A 16109-nucleotide genomic window follows, 5' to 3' on the forward strand; every position below is an offset into this window, starting at 1 on the left:
AAAATAGGAAACGGAGCCTCACGGCTCCGTTTTGGACGGCAGACGGTACCTGTCAATAAACGTACCGCTGTCGAAGGTATAAAAATCGTAATAATAACGCTCCGGCTTTTCTCCGATACTGTAGAAAATTTCCCAAACCGGCCCGCCGTCGAACAAGCCCGGCTGAATCCGTTTGAGCTTTGCATCCGGCTGTTCGACGAGAAACGTATTTTTGAGCTGCCTAAGCGATACGCCGTCGTCCTCGGCAATCACTTTTGGCGGCTTGCCTTCCGTAATCCAGACGAACACATCATTGTCCGTCTTGTCGATGCCTTCAACGATCCAGCTTTCCTGATGCCAAATATGATGATACACACGATCGGCGACGGCAAGGCCCGCTTCGTCGACGGCCCTCCGCTCGGCTTCGCTTTCGGCAGTCCACTCCGGCATTTGAATCTCCCGGAAATAGACGCCGAATGCTGTACCTAGCAGCAGAATGGTGGCCGTTATGACAAAAATCCAGCGGTGAGGCGTCATGAATGCCGGCCGCTTCCTTGTAATGACTCGCATCATGCCTGTAGCAACCGCTCGAAGCTGGCTTGCGCCTCATAACGGATTTTCTCCTCGTCAAGCAGGGTGCATTCGCTATTCCGGACAACCTGACGTCCGTCAACCCATACATGCTTGACATCACGTCCCGAAGCGGAATAGACCAAGTGCGACACGATATCCGTTTTCGGATAAAAGTGCGGCTGCTCGATATCGATTGCGATAAAATCCGCCTTCATGCCTGCACGCAGCACGCCGATTTGATCCTCCTGCCAAATCGCTTTCGCTCCCTGTACGGTAGCCAGCTTAAGCGCATCTAAAGCGGGGACTGCGGTCGGATCTCCCGACACCCCTTTATGAAGAAGCGCCGCTAACCGGATTTCCTCGAACAAATCCAGATTGTTGTTGCTCGCTGCGCTGTCGGTGCCGAGCGACACCGTCACTCCGGCGCGAATAAGCTCCGGTACACGGGCTATCCCGCTTGCCAGCTTCAAATTGCTGACCGGGTTATGCGAGACGGATACACCCTTGGCTGCAAGCAGTTCAATTTCCTGATCGTTCAGATGAACGGCATGCGCCACTAACGCGGGACGCGAGAAAAAGCCCAGCTTGTCCAGATGCTCAACCGGCCTGCAGCCGTAATCCTTCACATTTTGCTCGACTTCGGCAATCGTTTCGGACATATGCGTGTGAACAGGCAAATTATAATCGTGCGCAGCCTGAACGAACCGTTCGATGTAAGCCGGCGGGCATGTATAAGGAGCATGAGGCGAAATCATCGTCGAAATCCGCCCGTCCGCTTTGCCGTTCCAATCACGGGCAAAGGCGATCGCCTCCGCAAGCTTGTCTTCCTGCACGTCCACCGGGCATAGTCCGATAACTCCTCTCGTCAAAATCCCGCGGATGCCGCCCTGCTCGACCATTTGAGCAACTTGATCCATCCGGTCGTACATGTCGACAAATGCGGTCGTGCCAGACTTGAGCATTTCAACGATGGCAAGAGCGCTGCCGGCTCTCGTATCCTGATCGATATATTTGCCTTCCATCGGCCACATTTTTTGCTCCAGCCAAACCTGAAGATTTTGGTCGTCCGAATAACCCCTCAGGAGGCTCATTGCCGCATGTCCATGCGTATTGATTAAGCCCGGCATAAAGGCAAGCCGGCTTCCGTCCAGCTTCTGTACATCTTCCTCAAGGTTTTGAGGGGCATCCGCTCCCAAATAAGAAATACGGTCCCCTGTAACGACCATATGTCCTTTAATAACGTGATTGGAGACGTCCAACGTGACGAAGGTCCCGTTCTCAATCCAAATCTGGTTCATTTTGCTCTACTCCTTCACTGGCTAAATAATAGGCTAAGCTTAGCAGCTCCTTCGTAAAATCGGCATTATGAATACGTACCGATTCGGGCACCCGCAGGATAGCCGGCGCAAAATTCAGTATGCCCTCAACCCCCGCTTCCACGAACTGGTTGGCTACGTTTTGCGCTTCCGGCGCGGGCACCGTAATGATGCCGATTCTGATCTTCTGTTCGGCAACGACGGTTGCGAGCTCACTCATCGGCAGCACCTTTAAATTATTGATGTCGGAGCCGATCTTGCCGGGATGCACGTCGAATACGGCTGTTATTTTCATATTGTCTTTCGAATATTTATTGTAATTGCATAAGGCATGGCCCAGGTTGCCCGCACCGACCAAAGCGACTTTTATCGTCTGATCCACCTTTAAAATTTGCCGGATCTTTTCGATCAGATAGAAAACGTCGTAGCCGACGCCCTTTCTCCCGAAATCGCCGAAATACGCCAAATCCTTGCGGATTTGCGCCGGATTCAAATCGAGCTTGACTCCTAGCTCCTGCGAGGAAACGGTTTGAACGTCGCGGGTGTGCAATTCGTTTAACACTTGAAGATAAATGGGAAGTCTCCTGACGACAGCCTCGGATATTTTGGATTGCTTCATCGTTCCTTCTCCTCCGTAACGGCAGTATTCTCTTCCCTTAACCATTCCCGCATTCTGATCGTCATCTGGTCGGTATGCATAGTCTCAATCTTCGGTCCCGGCAGGGAGTATAAGAAATGCTTTCCATAAAACGTATCAATGACTCTTGTATCGTAAATAATAACGATCCCTTTATCCTGCGAGCTGCGGACCAGTCTTCCGAAGCCTTGCTTGAACCGGATGACCGCCTGCGGGATCGACAGCTTCATGAACGGATTTTGCTTTTGCCTTTGCAGCATTTCGGCTTTCGCCTCCGCAAGCGGATGGCTGGGCGGCTGAAAGGGCAGCCGTACGATCGCCAAACAAATCAAGGCTTCACCCGGGATATCGACGCCTTCCCAAAAGCTGCTCGTACCAAGCAGAACGGACTCGGGCGTTTGGCGGAACCTGCGGGTCAGCTTTGTCCGGTTGCTGCTGTCAATGCCTTGGCCAAGCACCTGAATGCCGTGCTCTGCCAGCTGCTCCTTAAGCGGCTCATAAACTTGCTTCAGCATCCGGTAGGAAGTGAACAGTACCAGCATTCGCCCCTTCGTTTCCTGCGCGGAAGCCGCAAGCGAGCGTACGAGCATATCCAAATACGAGGAGTCGACCGATGCGCCCTTCAGTACCGGAAAATCGCGGGGAATGACGACCAGCGCCTGCTCCCTATAGTTAAATGGAGACGGAAGCTGCACGGTCTTCAATCTGCCTTGCTCCTCGTAGCCGCTTAATCCGAGCTGCTCCGCGGCGTATTGAAACGATTTCTGCACCGAAAGAGTGGCGGAGGTTAATACGATGCTTTCTTTGACATCGAAAAAATATTTCTGCAGCTGTGCGCTTACATCGACCGGCACGCCGTAAAGCTGGACCGAACGGTATCGGTAAACGCTGCTGGCCTCAATCCAGAAGACGGAATCGGCAAGCTCCAGTTTGATGAAGGAGCGCAATTCATCCTTCACGCGCGTCAAATCCCTGATCGCCCCGTTTAGATCCGTCAGTACGGCTTGGATCGAAATATCGTCCGCACGCTCCTTCACATCGTTCATCATTTTTTCGACCGTGCGGACAACGCGTCCCAGCTCCGTATGTACGTTGCCTTCTGCACCCGCCGCATCATCCCATCCGGCAGGCAGCTCGTTTTTCTTCAACCGGCAAACCGCTTGGCCGTTATCGTTTGGAAGCTCGCCCGAAGCGTCCGTGAATCCATAAAACATTTCGAACAGCTTATCCCAGTGCTCCCGCACTTCCTGAAAGACCGGAATGACGGTATCGATCGTCTCCAGCCAAGACGCCTGATGTGCATCGTCCTCGTACATCAGCTTCTGGCGCAGCGCCGGCAGCAGTCCCGAACGGGAATCCTTGTAGAGACGGGTAAGAGCCTGCGTCAACGAAAAATAATTGATCTGCATACCCAAATGCTTGCCCGCGACCTCCTCCACATGATGAGCCTCGTCGATAATCAAATGGGTATAGGACGGCAGCAGCCGATGCTCCGCTTGTATATCGGTAAACAGCATAGAGTGGTTCGTTATGCATACGTCGGCAATGTTCGCCTCATGCTTGGCACGGTGGTAAAAGCATCTTTTAAACCACGGGCAAGCTCTATTCAGGCAGGAATCCGTGTCGCTAGCGACAGTCGACCAAAACTCCGCGCCTTTATTGCCGAAATTCAGCTCCTCTTGATCGCCGGATTCCGTTTCTCCGAGCCAGACGATCATTTGAGCGGCTGTTACAGAATCCTCGACCGGCGATGCCAAATCCTTCGCATTCACTTTTCCCTCGAATTTCCTCAGGCACAAATAATTGCCGCGGCCCTTAAAGATGGAAGCTTTAAACGGAAAAGGAAGCACTTCCTCGAGCAAAGGAAGATCCCTCTGCCTCAGCTGCTCCTGCAAATTAATCGTGTGTGTGCTTACAACGATTTTTTTATCGTTTTTAATCCCGTGGAATAAAGCCGGAATAAGATAGCCTAATGATTTGCCCGTTCCCGTTCCCGCTTCGATCAGCAAATGGCGGTTGCTGCTGAGCGCGCCGTAAACCTCCTGGAACATTGCGCTTTGGGCTTCGCGCTCTTCGTATTGCTCGAATTTTTGTTTAAATCCGGCTCTAACCTCATCCAGGTACTCGTTAAAGGACACATCCCGGAAAGGCTCCTCGGCGCTTTCCAATCGCGGCGGCTGCTCCTCGGACCATTCCTTGACCTTCAAAGCAAACTGATTGAAATAATCGTATTCGTTCGATTCGAATACCGTCCGGTACTCCATGACTTGAAGCGTTTCCTTTAGAAACCAGCTTAAATCGCTGCCGTCATCAATAAGCACGGAAAGCCGCTGCAAAGTAAGCAGCGGCAATTGGCGTAGCTTCCTGACCGATTCGATAAACAACAGCGCAGTTGCCATCGCGTCGCTGTCCGCGCGGTGGTGATGCTCATGGGAGATGCCGAATAGCTCGGAAACTGCGCCAAGCTGATACGTATTAATGGTCGGATATAAAATGCGAAGCAGATCGATCGTATCCAGCTTACGACCCGCAAAGCGGCCGTAGCCGCAGCGGTTCAAGGCATGATTAAGGAAGCCGGAATCAAATCCGACATTATGGGCTACCAAAATCGCGTCATCGAGCAGCGGAATCAGATTGATCAGCACTTCCTCGAGTCCGGGAGCCTCCGCGACATCCGAATCGCCTATTCCCGTCAATTGATTAATAAAAGCAGGTATTGGGATATGAGGGCGAACAAAGGAACTGAAGGTATCGATAATTTCAAGCTCTTCCGATACAAGGACCAGTCCAACCTGAATAATATCATCGTCCGAGCCGTGACCCGTCGTTTCTAAATCCAATACTGCAAATTTCATTTCTGGTTCGTTCCTCTCACAAACAGCACAGCTCCGTGCTACCAAAATATAACGATAATTGCGAAGGGGTTTCTTGGCAAGAACGCAAATTATTAAGCGGATCTTTAAAGCTCGGGCACACATTATAGGCTTTCATGAACAATTGCTCGGCCCCGGCAAGATTCATATGCACGGCTTGAATGCACCCAAGCGCATTATAGCCCATTGCAAGCCATTTAGGGAAGTCCGTGAGTACGATTAATAATTGAAAATGACGCTGCGCTTCACTCCAGTTTTGAAGATGCATATAGGTCATGCCCAGAAACAGCCTTGCCAGATTACATTCCGGCGCCTGATTCATCGCGGCTTGAAATTGCATCGCCGCTTGCGGAAACATAAACAGCTTATAATAGCCTTGTCCTCTGCTTATTATCATGGCCGCTTCGTCCGGTATTTCCAAATCCGCAGCATTGCACACGGATACGGACGAGACCGGCGGTTTATCGGCAGCATGTGGTACGCTGCTTCCTTTTGGCTCCAAATCCACTTGCGAAGACCCGATGCCCTTTTGATCCAAATGCTTCTCCTTAAAATCGGCGAACTTTTCTTCAAACTCAAGCCACTGTTCAATGAACGCGTCGCTCATGTTCTTAAGCTCTGACAGCTGCTTCTCCAGCTGCTCTTTATCTTTTCCTTTAGCGCTGCCGTAGCCCTCGATAATGCAGTCGAGCATTTCGTTCATCGATGCAAACATATGCTGAAACATACCTCATCCCGCCTTCGTCATTGAATTAAGGAGTGTTAGGTACATTTTTTGTTTTCGCTTCGTTTTTCATACGGTATGCCAGCCGTTACATAAAGCAGGGGCTTGCCGGACACGGATGGAGACTAAAGGATGGTCGAGTGAAGCTCGGCATTCAGCAGCTTAAGCGGCCGGTTGTTCTCGTCGAGAATGGTCACGATCGGCTTATGCTCCTTCGCTTGCTCGTCAGTCATCATCGCATACGATATGATAATGACCTGATCGCCGGGCTGAACCTGCCTCGCCGCTGCTCCGTTCAAGCATATGACGCCCGAGCCTCTCTCACCTGTAATGACATACGTTTCGAACCGGGCGCCATTATTATTGTTAACGATTTGTACTTTTTCGTTCTCCCAGATGTTTGCCGCATCCATCAAGTCCTCATCAATGGTTATACTGCCCACATAGTTCAAGTTCGCTTCCGTTACGGTCGCTCTGTGCAGCTTCGATTTCATCATCGTTCTGAACAATTTCCATCACCTCCGCCTTTTCAAATAAACGGTTGTCAATCAATCTCGTCGAGCCGAACTTCACGGCTAACGCGAGAAGCAGCGGCTGGTTCAGCTCACATACACGAGCTTTTCCGTCCGGTGCCTGAAGACCCGGATAATACAGAAGCTCCGCGTAGTCCAATACCGCCTCGCTCGCTTCGCCGATCCGGCTTTTCACCATTTCGGTCAGCCGTTCGACCGTCATGCCAGGATGTGCGATCCACTCTTCGGCTTCCTTTAACGTCTTGGACAGGACAACCGCCTGACGCCGATGCTCCGGTCCCAAATAAACGTTCCGTGAGCTTAGAGCCAAACCGTCCGGCTCCCTGACAATCGGACAAGCCACGATATCGACCGGGAAATTGAGGTCATCCACCATTTGCTGAATAACCGCCACCTGCTGAGCGTCTTTCATGCCGAAATATGATTTGTCAGGCTGTACCAGATGAAACAGCTTGCTGACGACCGTGCCGACACCGTCGAAATGGCCGGGTCTCGAGGCACCGCACAGCTGTTCGGTTACTTGGCTTATGATAACCTTTGTAAGCGGCTTTTCCGGGTACATTTCCTGTACGGAGGGGATAAATACGATATCCGTGCCCGTTTCCCTGGCAACCGCCAAATCGCGTACCTCGTCGCGCGGATAACGGTCCAGATCCTCATTTGGTCCGAACTGAAGCGGGTTCACGAATATGCTGAGTACAGTCACTTCGTTCTCGCTCCTGGCCTGACGCAGCAAACTGGCATGGCCTTCATGAAGAAATCCCATCGTCGGGACAAAGCCGATGCTGCGGCCGGCTTTTCTCGCTTCGGCGATCAAAGCTCTGAGCTCCGCTTTTGTACGTGCAATGTTCATGGTGACGGTACTCCTTTCGCCTGCATGCCGCTTGATGGAGCTTTTTTCTCTCCGCTTTGCTCAGACCCGCCATAAAGGGTGGCTACCGAGCTCTGCTGCTGGGCCCCAAATACATGCTCTTGCTGCGGAAACGAGCCTGATTTCACGTCGCTTACATACGAGCCGATTGCATCCCGGATCGTAGAGCCGATATCGGCATATACTTTTACGAATTTTTTCTCGAAATAAGGCGATGCATATTGCAAAATATCGTGATACACCAGCACTTGACCGTCACAGCCGCGGCCTGCGCCGATGCCGATAACCGGTATCGATACGGTATCCCGGATGAGCTCGGCAAGCGGCTCGGTTACAAGCTCCAGCACGATACTGAAAGCGCCGGCCTCTTCAAGGGCTTTGGCGTCCTGAACCAGCTTCTCCGCTTCCTTATCCAGCTTTCCCTGCACCTTGTATCCGCCAAGCTGATGGACGGACTGCGGCGTCAGCCCGATATGGCCCATAACCGGTATTCCTGCTTTCACTAGCGCGGATACGTCGGACGCAATATCCTCCCCGCCTTCCAGCTTTACCGCTTGCGCCCCGCCTTCCTGCATGATGCGGGCTGCATTCCGGAGCGTGCTTTCTCTCCCGATGCCATAAGTCATAAAAGGCATATCCGCAACGATAAACGTTTGCTGAGCTCCTCTTGCCACCGCTCTTGTATGATAGATAATGTCTTCGATCGTTACCGGAATCGTCGTCTCGTAACCCAGGACGACGTTCCCGAGCGAATCTCCGACCAGAATAACATCAATGCCGGCTTCCTCGGCAAGCTTTGCCGATGGGTAGTCGTAAGCTGTCAGTACGGAAATCGCATTGCGGTCCTGCTTCATTTTCTTCATACTCGTAATCGTCAGTCGTTTCCTCATCAGCTTCATCCCCCGTTCTAATGATAGGATAAGCACAAATAAACCTTTTAGCCGCTGCTAAAAAGGTCCCCAAACGGAAAAGGAAACGTTTGCTTGTCGTGCTTCCTTCTGTCTCGGTCCCGACGGCTCAGAGCAGAGTGTGCATTTCCAATCATTCACTTAATTGAATTGCAGATCAGTGCAGCTTCTTGATAAATGCCGCCCGATATCTGTAGTGTAACAAATATCCCCGTTCCCGTAAACGAAAGATGTCGTATTATTGAGGCTCTCCCATTTCGGCCGAAAAAACGGACTTCAAGGTGCCGTCAGCCAGCCGGATCCTGATCGCACCGCTTTCCTCCAAGCCTACCGGTACGCCGATAATATCTCCCTGCGGAGTAATCAGTCTAGCTTGCTTGCCAAGCGAGACGGACAAAGCTTCCCATAACGTTACGATCGGTCCGAAGCCTTGCTCCTGATAAAGAAAATACAGCCTCTCCCACTCGCCCAAAAAATCGGCTACGATTGCAGTACGGTCCCATTTGCGGCCGCCGGCCATTCGCAAGGATACCGCTTTTTCGAGCAGCTCCTCCGGATAATCGGATTCCTCCAGATTTACGCTGATACCGACGCCTGCTATGACATAACGCAGCCTTTCGTCCTCCGCAGCGGATTCCAGCAAAATACCGCTTATTTTTTTTCCGCCGATCAGCAGATCATTCGGCCATTTGATTCCGATTTCAAGCGAGGTGACCCTGCTTAAGCTTCTGCACAGCGCTACCGCCGTCAGCAATGTGAGCTGAGGCGCAAAATGGATCGGAACGGACGGTCTCAGCACCATGCTCATCCAAATTCCTTTGCTCTTCGGCGAAATCCATCCGCGGCCCATTCGGCCTCTGCCGCTCAGCTGCTGCTCCGCTATGAAGAGCGACCCTTCCGCTGCTCCAGCCTCCGCTGCCGCCCGCGCCAAATTTTGCGTGGATTCGACCGTGTCGTGAAGCTCAAGTCTCCGTCCGAATACTTTCGTATTCATCACATTAAACAATTCGGCGGAATCGTAGCTGTCCGGAATGCTTAGCAGCCGGTAACCGAGCCGCCTGGAGGCTTCGAACCTGTAGCCGGCCGCCTCCAGCTTGCGGATTTGCTTCCATACCGCGGTACGGCTGACGCCGAGCGCATGGCTGATGCTTTCGCCGGAAACGTATTCCCCTTTATTTGCTTCAAACAATTTCAGCAAAAGTTCATGATTCATGCTCTGCGCCCTCTTTGTCCCATTCTGCCGCTTTAAGTAGCAGAATCTGTTTTTCGTTTTCAATTTGCCCGGCCGCGGCGAGCAGCAGAAGCTCGGCCAGCACTTCACTCACCCATGGGCCCGGCTTCCGGTTAAAATAACGTTTTAGATCGCTGCCGTTCACTTTTAGCTGCTTAACGGATGTCAACGGGATCTGTTCATGCCATCGGACAAGCTCATCCACTTGGCCGTTTCGCTTGCTTTCATCTGTATCATACGCCAGCCGCATAATATCCAGCCAAACGGTAGTCGTCTGCTTGCCGTAGCGGATGACCGTCCGTATCCACCATTTTCGCCTTTCCGCTTCGTCCAGGGCAGCAGCGATCTCGAAATCCCGCGCTATCGCGGCGATATCCGAAATTTGCTTGATTCTTGTATTCGAAAGCTTCAGCGCTTTCATGGTCTGCATCAAGGCATGCTCGGATAATTTCAGCGCAATGGCGACAGCCGCCCATCTGCAGTCGGTGCCGTTCAACCGGTCAAGCCGGGCGATTAGGCATCCAGTATCGTTATTACGGTTATTACGGTTATTCCGGTATGCAGCCGCAACAGCGTCCGTCACCTCGGCCGGTAAAGGTTCTCTTAAATGAAGAAGCAGTCCGCTCGCAGCGGCGGTGTGAAGCGCCCTTTGCGGCGACTTGCCTGCCAGCATTTTGTCCAGCTCCGCCTGAACCCGTTCCATTGCAATGAAATTCATCAGCCGCTTGTAGCGAACCAGCGCTCTCCATGTCCCAAGAACGGGACTCAAACGGTATGTCCCGATGAATCTGACCGCTCGAAGCATCCGCAGGGCATCCTCCTGAAACCGGGCGTCAGCGTCCCCCACGCAGCGCAGAACCGAGGCCGATAAATCGTTAATGCCGCCAAACGGATCGAGCAGCACGCCTTCCTCGTTTAATGCCATTGCGTTAATCGTAAAATCCCGCCTGAGCAAATCTTCCTCCAAGCTGTTTATGTACTGGATCGATTCCGGTCTGCGATGCTTCTCATAAGCGGATTCCAATCTGAACGTCGTTACCTCGTAGCCGGTTTTGTCCAGCAGCACCGTTATCGTGCCATGCTGCAGCCCGGTCGGGATACAACGGTCGAACAGTTCCAGCACCTGCTCCGGGCGGGCCGAGGTCGCGATATCGACATCCTTGATCGGTAAGCCAAGCACCGTATCCCTTACGCAGCCGCCAACAAAGACGGCTTCGAAATGATGCTCCCGAAGCCGTCTTACGATAGGCAAAGCCGCATGGATAGGCTCCGGCAGCGGAAACTTCATTCCGGACACCGCCTTTCACGGCATGTATGGATTAATCGCTGCAAACCGCCATCGGCAGGTCCGCATCGATGCCTAATACGCGATAATAGATTTGCTCGTATTGGGTTGTAATCACATCATTACAAAATTCGTTTCTCGCTCTGAACAAACAAGCCTGCTTGAACTGCTCGTGCAGCTTCGTGTCTTTCAGCAAGCGCTCAACGTTTTGGGCCATTTCCTCCACATTGCCGATATCCGACAAAAAGCCGGTTTCACCATGCGTAACCAGCTCCGGAATCCCGCCCGCGTTGGAGCCGATCGTTGGAACGCCGCAGGCCATTGCTTCCAAAGCCACGAGCCCGAAGCTCTCCTTCTCGGAGGGCAGCAGCAGCACGTCTGCGAGCGAAATGACCTGCGCCACATCCTCCTGCTTGCCGAGGAAATGCACGCGGTCCTCCAGCCCAAGCTGGCGGATTTTGCACTGCATTTTCGACAGCTCCGGCCCTTCGCCGACAAGCAGAAGCTTGGAAGGAACGTTTCTGCTTACGCGTTCGAAAATATCGATAACGTCGCCAACCCGTTTAACCGGGCGGAAGTTCGAAATATGCATAAGTATTTTCTCGTCCGGCTTAGCAAAATCCGAACGAAGCGACGAGGTGTCCCGCGGATAATAAACACGCTTATCAACAAAATTGTACGTGAGATCGATCGGCGTTGTAATATCCAGCAGCTGCCTCGTTTCATTGATCAAGTCCGCCGAAACGGCGGTTACCGCATCGCTTTGATGGATCGCCAGACGAATCAGATCCTTCAGCGATTCGTCATGCGCAAGCACCGTAATGTCGGTACCATGCAGCGTCGTAACCGTCTTCAGCCCGTCCCCGTTCATTTGCTTGGCCAGGTAGGCGCATACGGCGTGAGGTACCGCATAATGGACATGCAGCAAATCCAGCTGCTGCATCTTGGCTACTTGCGCCATCTTGCTTGCCAGCGCCAAGTCATACGGCGGGTATCGGAAAACATAATAGTCGGTAACTTCCACTTCATGAAAAAAAATGTTTTTATGAAATTTTCCGAGCCGAAACGGAATGCTGTGAGTAATAAAATGAATTTCATGTCCGCGTTCAGCCAGCAGCTTGCCAAGCTCGGTAGCAACGACGCCCGACCCGCCCAGCGTCGGATAACAGGTTATCCCGATCTTTAACTTTCTTGCCACCGTTGTCGCACCTCCTGTGTTCGTCACGTCATCCTATTGTATTCGACAAGAGCTGTACGATTTGTCAAAATAATTGTACGGCATGAGGACGCTTCAAAGCAAAGCCCTCGGCATAGGCCCACCCGCGGGCTTGTCCGAGCAGCGAATCGCGCGCTTCGACCCGCCCCACGTAGTTGTTCGTCAACGGGGTAGCGACTCTATCCTCGCCCGCCCCGACGGCTTCGAATTGGGAGCGATAGGCGAGCAGCGATTTCTTCTTTGTTTCGTACACGTCGCTAATATCGATAACAAGCGATACGTTGTCTACGTCGTTAATGTAATAATAGATGAGCTGTTCAACTTGTACCGCAGGCAGCTCCGGCATATACCGCCGAAGCTTTGCATTAAATACCGCTTCCTCGATCAACCGACTGCAAGCGACGTGGTCGGGATGCCGGTCCACCCAATAGGGCGCAAATACGATCCTCGGCTTATACTTCCTGATTTCCGCCACGATCGGCTCGATCTGGCTGCGCGTTGGCTCGAGTCCGCGGTCCGGCAGCTTCAAATTCGTGCGCATGGTTAGTCCAAGCGCGTCTGAAGCGTCTGCCGCTTCCTGCATACGGCTGTCTACCGTGCCATTCGAAGACATTTCAGCCTGAGTCAGATCGCAAACGCCAACCCGGAAGCCGGCTTGCACATGCTTTGCGATCGTGCCTCCCATACCGATTTCCGCGTCATCCGCATGAGCTCCGAAAATCAATAAGTCCAATGATTCGCTCATTCTTCAATTCCCGGCTTATATTTGTGAACAAGCTCCCGCCATGCGAAATCGCCCCGTTCCAGCGCCTTCACCAGCAACTCAGCAGTTGCAACGTTCGTTGCAACCGGAATGCCCTGAACATCGCATAAACGAAGCAGTGCAATAATATCCGGCTCATGCGGCTGCGCCATCAACGGGTCGCGAAGGAATATAATAAGATCCATTTCGTTCTGGGCGACAAGAGCACCAATTTGCTGGTCTCCGCCGAGCGGTCCGGACATGAAACGGTGAATGGTCAAGTCCGTCTGCTCCATAATCCGGGTGCCGGTCGTGCCGGTCGAATACAGCTTATGAGGGACAAAAACATTTTCATAAGCGATAACGAAATTTACCATTTCCTCTTTTTTGCGATCATGTGCGATAAATGCAATATTTAACATGCCGTTCCCCTCTCCCGCTGCCGAATGAAACTAATCCATAATATGTTCAAAGCCGTAAATCATCCCGGTGTACGTCATTACTTTCTTGACCGCTACGTTCACACCCGGCATATAGCCGGCCCGGTCGTAGGAGTCGTGCCTGATTTTTAGCGTCTGACCGTGTCCGCCGAATACGACCTCTTGCTGGGCGAACACGCCGGGAAGTCTGACGCTATGTATGCGGAAACCGTTGTAATAGCCGCCGCGTGCGCCTTCAATGACTTCTTCCTCATTCGGATTGCCTTGGCGGAGCTCTTGACGAACCGCGGATATCAGCTCTGCTGTTTTGACCGACGTGCCGGAAGGAGCGTCCAGCTTCTGATCACCATGGTATTCGATAATTTCGACATGCGGCATATATTTGGATGCTTCGGCCGCAAACTTCATCATCAAGATGGCCCCAATGGAGAAGTTAGGAGCGATTAGACCGCCGATCCCCTTCTCTTTGCACAGCTTGTCCAGTTCTTCGATCTGCTCCGGCGTAAAGCCGGTTGTGCCCATGATCGGTCGTACGCCGTAAGCGATCGACGTTTTCGTATTCTCATATGCCGCAGCCGGCACAGTAAAATCGACCAGCACATCCGCACCGGATCCGTTCAGCGCTTCTTCGAGAGTGGCTCGTACGATGACGCCTGTCTCCGGTTTACCGGCGAAAATCCCGGCATCGACGGGGCCGGCCGAAGGAGCCGCTGCCGCAACCAATTGAAGCGCGTCATCCTCCAGCACCATCTTTACGACCTCGCGTCCCATTCGGCCGCTAGCGCCTGCTACTGCTACTTTGATCTTTTGTGTCGACATGCTTATCACCTGTTCCTTTTTCTATTCGTGCCTATTTGCGCAGCCGGCGCAATCGGCGCTTGCGGTTCAAGTCGGCGAACAGCCTTCTTGCCGAAGAGTGGCTCGGGTCCAGCTTTACGGCCTCCCGCGCATTCGCTAATGCTTCGTCTAGCCGGTCCAGCGATTCGTATACGACTGCCAGCGTATAAAAAGCGTCCATGCTCAGCGGATCCAGCGAAGCCGCCCGCTTCAGGAGCTCAGCCGCCTCCGCCAGCTTGGGCGGTACCTCTACAAGAAGCACATCCGCTTCCGAGAGCAGCACGCTCGCTTCAACGGTCTGCCAATGATACTGGTATTCCTTGTGTTCCGGATCCAGCTTTAGCGCAGCCTCCGCATACTGCTTCGCCTTCGTCCACTTACCACTTCTGGCACAGGATACAGCGCATTTATGGTAGTAGGATGCATTGTCCGGCTCCGCTTCGATCGCAAGCTCGAACCAATGAATCGCTTCTTCAAAATCGCTGTTAAATATAAATTCGTATGCTTTGCGGATACAGCTTTCTCCATCCATCCGCCCATCCTCCTTGTACACAGGTTGATGGTACAGCATATGTCAGGAGCTTGTTTACTGTTCGGTCATTTTCTCGTCCAGCGATTTGCGTCGCGTGTAGCAAATTTGTTCATGACTTTGTTGTGAGCTTCCGTTAAATCAATTTGAAGGGAATTGGCAAAGCAAGATAAAATAAATAATATATCTCCAAGCTCCATTTCTATGGAGTTATCCGCTTCATCCGGCTTCTTCGGCTTCTCGCCGTAAAAGTGATTCACTTCCCGCGCGAGCTCGCCTACCTCCTCCGACATCCTTGCCAATAAGGCCAGCGGGCTGAAGTAGCCTTCTTTAAACTGGGAAATGTACTCATCCACTTCCCGTTGAATATCTGCGAGCGATTTATCCGACATGTTCCAGCTTCCTTTCTATCTGTAGCCGCACATCCCTATGTTAACGTAAACGCCTAAATAAAATCAATGTTAAATCCATAAAATACCCCTTAGCTAGTAGTATGCCGTCTAGGCTAGTCAGGCAACCAAATCATAGAACCGGAGGGAGCGCCGTCCTGATGTCCAAAGCGCTGAAGCAAATTCGAATCATTATCCCTATCTTAATCGGCACGGCCGTCTATGCATTCGGACTCCATTATTTTGTCATCCCGAATCAGCTTATGGAAGGCGGCGTGACGGGAATTGCGGTACTGCTGAATTATGCGGCCGGCTGGCCGCTCTCCGTGTCCACCCTGGTTCTTAACGTTCCGCTTTTTCTGCTGGGCTGGAAAGCATTGGGCCGCGGGCAAATGATGTACACGCTACTTGGCGTCGTATCCTTATCGGCCTTTCTCGCGCTGATCGAGCGCTTGATCGAGAATGGAATTCTTGTCCCGTTTCAAAGCACTTCGGACTACATGCTGGCCGCCTTATATGCGGGAGTGTCGCTCGGTATGGGACTCGGCATCGTCTTCCGCTTCGGAGGGACGACAGGCGGCGTCGATATCGTTGCCCGCATCGTGTCGAGGTATAGAGGAATAAGCATGGGGCAGATCATTTTAACGCTTGATGCTGTCATCATTGGCATTTCTCTTCTTTATATAAGCATTGAGAAGGTGCTCTATACGCTGGTTACGGTATTCATTGCGTCCAAGCTGATTGATTTTATTCAAGACGGTGCTTACGCGGCAAAAGCCTTCTCCATCATCTCCGATCAAGGCGAGGCGATTTCGCTGTCAATCACGAAGGAGCTGGAACGTGGCGTGACGCTGATCCCGGCCAAAGGAGCATTTTCCGGACAACAAAAACAGGTCGTCTACTGCGTCGTCCAAAGGCAGGAAATCCGCCGTTTGAAATCGATTGTCCGCAATATCGACCCGCGTGCTTTCATTGTTATAAACGAGGTGCATGACGTGCTCGGAGAAGGCTTCAAGGAGGAGTAAC

Annotated in this window: 17 protein-coding genes; 1 reads left to right on the forward strand and 16 read right to left on the reverse strand. The window is 52.3% G+C overall.

The genetic code is table 11. The features are described 5' to 3' along the window. Positions 1-18: 18 nt before the first annotated feature. The 16 genes from KP806_RS04915 to KP806_RS04990 all read right to left on the reverse strand — a co-directional run bounded on the left by KP806_RS04915 (position 19) and on the right by KP806_RS04990 (position 15086). The gene (locus KP806_RS04915) at positions 19-552 is read right to left on the reverse strand and encodes a DUF5590 domain-containing protein (RefSeq protein WP_224722461.1); all 534 of its coding nucleotides are present in this window, start codon (positions 550-552) and stop codon (positions 19-21) included. Further along, a complete protein-coding gene (locus tag KP806_RS04920; RefSeq protein WP_224722462.1) occupies positions 549-1850 on the reverse strand; it encodes an amidohydrolase in 1302 nt (433 codons plus the stop codon). The genes KP806_RS04915 and KP806_RS04920 overlap by 4 nt, the downstream gene beginning before the upstream one ends. After that, complete coding sequence (locus KP806_RS04925) at positions 1831-2487, reverse strand: redox-sensing transcriptional repressor Rex (protein WP_224722463.1); 657 nt, start codon at positions 2485-2487, stop codon at positions 1831-1833. Before KP806_RS04925 ends, KP806_RS04920 begins: the two co-directional genes overlap by 20 nt. After that, entirely contained in the window at positions 2484-5360 is a 2877-nt protein-coding gene (dinG, locus tag KP806_RS04930) for an ATP-dependent DNA helicase DinG (protein ID WP_224722464.1), read from the reverse strand. Before dinG ends, KP806_RS04925 begins: the two co-directional genes overlap by 4 nt. Before the next feature lie 16 nt (positions 5361-5376). Beyond that, positions 5377-6105, reverse strand: coding sequence for a hypothetical protein (locus KP806_RS04935; protein ID WP_224722465.1), 729 nt, complete (start codon positions 6103-6105; stop codon positions 5377-5379). A gap of 122 nt (positions 6106-6227) precedes the next feature. Then, entirely contained in the window at positions 6228-6611 is a 384-nt protein-coding gene (gene panD / locus KP806_RS04940; RefSeq protein ID WP_224722466.1) for an aspartate 1-decarboxylase, read from the reverse strand. Continuing rightward, a complete protein-coding gene (gene panC / locus KP806_RS04945; RefSeq protein WP_224722467.1) occupies positions 6526-7488 on the reverse strand; it encodes a pantoate--beta-alanine ligase in 963 nt (320 codons plus the stop codon). The genes panD and panC overlap by 86 nt, the downstream gene beginning before the upstream one ends. Further along, positions 7485-8396 carry a 3-methyl-2-oxobutanoate hydroxymethyltransferase gene (gene panB, locus KP806_RS04950; RefSeq protein ID WP_224722468.1) on the reverse strand — a complete coding sequence of 304 codons (912 nt, stop codon included), beginning with the start codon at positions 8394-8396 and terminating at the stop codon, positions 7485-7487. Before panB ends, panC begins: the two co-directional genes overlap by 4 nt. Positions 8397-8652: 256 nt before the next feature. Continuing rightward, on the reverse strand, positions 8653-9627 hold the full coding sequence (locus tag KP806_RS04955; RefSeq protein WP_224722469.1) for a biotin--[acetyl-CoA-carboxylase] ligase: 975 nt from the start codon (positions 9625-9627) through the stop codon (positions 8653-8655). Next, complete coding sequence (locus KP806_RS04960) at positions 9617-10933, reverse strand: CCA tRNA nucleotidyltransferase (RefSeq protein ID WP_224722470.1); 1317 nt, start codon at positions 10931-10933, stop codon at positions 9617-9619. The genes KP806_RS04955 and KP806_RS04960 overlap by 11 nt, the downstream gene beginning before the upstream one ends. A gap of 31 nt (positions 10934-10964) precedes the next feature. Then, positions 10965-12128, reverse strand: a complete 1164-nt coding sequence (gene bshA, locus KP806_RS04965; RefSeq protein WP_224722471.1) for an N-acetyl-alpha-D-glucosaminyl L-malate synthase BshA — start codon at positions 12126-12128, stop codon at positions 10965-10967. Positions 12129-12192: 64 nt separating this feature from the next. After that, on the reverse strand, positions 12193-12891 hold the full coding sequence (bshB1, locus tag KP806_RS04970) for a bacillithiol biosynthesis deacetylase BshB1 (RefSeq protein ID WP_224722472.1): 699 nt from the start codon (positions 12889-12891) through the stop codon (positions 12193-12195). Then, positions 12888-13310, reverse strand: coding sequence for a methylglyoxal synthase (gene mgsA / locus KP806_RS04975; protein WP_224722473.1), 423 nt, complete (start codon positions 13308-13310; stop codon positions 12888-12890). The genes bshB1 and mgsA overlap by 4 nt, the downstream gene beginning before the upstream one ends. A gap of 30 nt (positions 13311-13340) precedes the next feature. Next, positions 13341-14147, reverse strand: a complete 807-nt coding sequence (gene dapB / locus KP806_RS04980) for a 4-hydroxy-tetrahydrodipicolinate reductase (RefSeq protein ID WP_224722474.1) — start codon at positions 14145-14147, stop codon at positions 13341-13343. A 31-nt stretch (positions 14148-14178) separates the two neighbouring features. Further along, positions 14179-14697, reverse strand: coding sequence for a tetratricopeptide repeat protein (locus tag KP806_RS04985; protein WP_224722475.1), 519 nt, complete (start codon positions 14695-14697; stop codon positions 14179-14181). A gap of 65 nt (positions 14698-14762) precedes the next feature. After that, positions 14763-15086, reverse strand: coding sequence for a nucleotide pyrophosphohydrolase (locus KP806_RS04990; protein WP_224722476.1), 324 nt, complete (start codon positions 15084-15086; stop codon positions 14763-14765). A gap of 158 nt (positions 15087-15244) precedes the next feature. Between KP806_RS04990 and KP806_RS04995 the strand changes: the two genes are divergently transcribed. After that, positions 15245-16108: a YitT family protein gene (locus KP806_RS04995; protein WP_224722477.1), complete on the forward strand. Its 864-nt coding sequence runs from the start codon at positions 15245-15247 to the stop codon at positions 16106-16108. Position 16109 lies beyond the last annotated feature (1 nt).

It is taken from the genome of Paenibacillus vietnamensis (assembly GCF_020169515.1).
Taxonomy (GTDB): Bacteria; Bacillota; Bacilli; order Paenibacillales; family Paenibacillaceae; genus Pristimantibacillus; species Pristimantibacillus vietnamensis.

Coding starts and splice junctions, on each gene's coding strand:
- KP806_RS04925 (WP_224722463.1), bottom strand. CDS start 2,487: ATGAAGCAATCCAAAATATCCGAGGCTGTCGTCAGGAGACTTCCCATT.
- KP806_RS04935 (WP_224722465.1), bottom strand. CDS start 6,105: ATGTTTCAGCATATGTTTGCATCGATGAACGAAATGCTCGACTGCATT.
- panC (WP_224722467.1), bottom strand. CDS start 7,488: ATGAACATTGCACGTACAAAAGCGGAGCTCAGAGCTTTGATCGCCGAA.
- KP806_RS04960 (WP_224722470.1), bottom strand. CDS start 10,933: ATGAAGTTTCCGCTGCCGGAGCCTATCCATGCGGCTTTGCCTATCGTA.
- panB (WP_224722468.1), bottom strand. CDS start 8,396: ATGAGGAAACGACTGACGATTACGAGTATGAAGAAAATGAAGCAGGAC.
- dinG (WP_224722464.1), bottom strand. CDS start 5,360: ATGAAATTTGCAGTATTGGATTTAGAAACGACGGGTCACGGCTCGGAC.
- KP806_RS04990 (WP_224722476.1), bottom strand. CDS start 15,086: ATGTCGGATAAATCGCTCGCAGATATTCAACGGGAAGTGGATGAGTAC.
- mgsA (WP_224722473.1), bottom strand. CDS start 13,310: ATGTTAAATATTGCATTTATCGCACATGATCGCAAAAAAGAGGAAATG.
- KP806_RS04915 (WP_224722461.1), bottom strand. CDS start 552: ATGATGCGAGTCATTACAAGGAAGCGGCCGGCATTCATGACGCCTCAC.
- KP806_RS04995 (WP_224722477.1), top strand. CDS start 15,245: ATGTCCAAAGCGCTGAAGCAAATTCGAATCATTATCCCTATCTTAATC.
- KP806_RS04985 (WP_224722475.1), bottom strand. CDS start 14,697: ATGGATGGAGAAAGCTGTATCCGCAAAGCATACGAATTTATATTTAAC.
- dapB (WP_224722474.1), bottom strand. CDS start 14,147: ATGTCGACACAAAAGATCAAAGTAGCAGTAGCAGGCGCTAGCGGCCGA.
- KP806_RS04920 (WP_224722462.1), bottom strand. CDS start 1,850: ATGAACCAGATTTGGATTGAGAACGGGACCTTCGTCACGTTGGACGTC.
- bshB1 (WP_224722472.1), bottom strand. CDS start 12,891: ATGAGCGAATCATTGGACTTATTGATTTTCGGAGCTCATGCGGATGAC.
- KP806_RS04955 (WP_224722469.1), bottom strand. CDS start 9,627: ATGAATCATGAACTTTTGCTGAAATTGTTTGAAGCAAATAAAGGGGAA.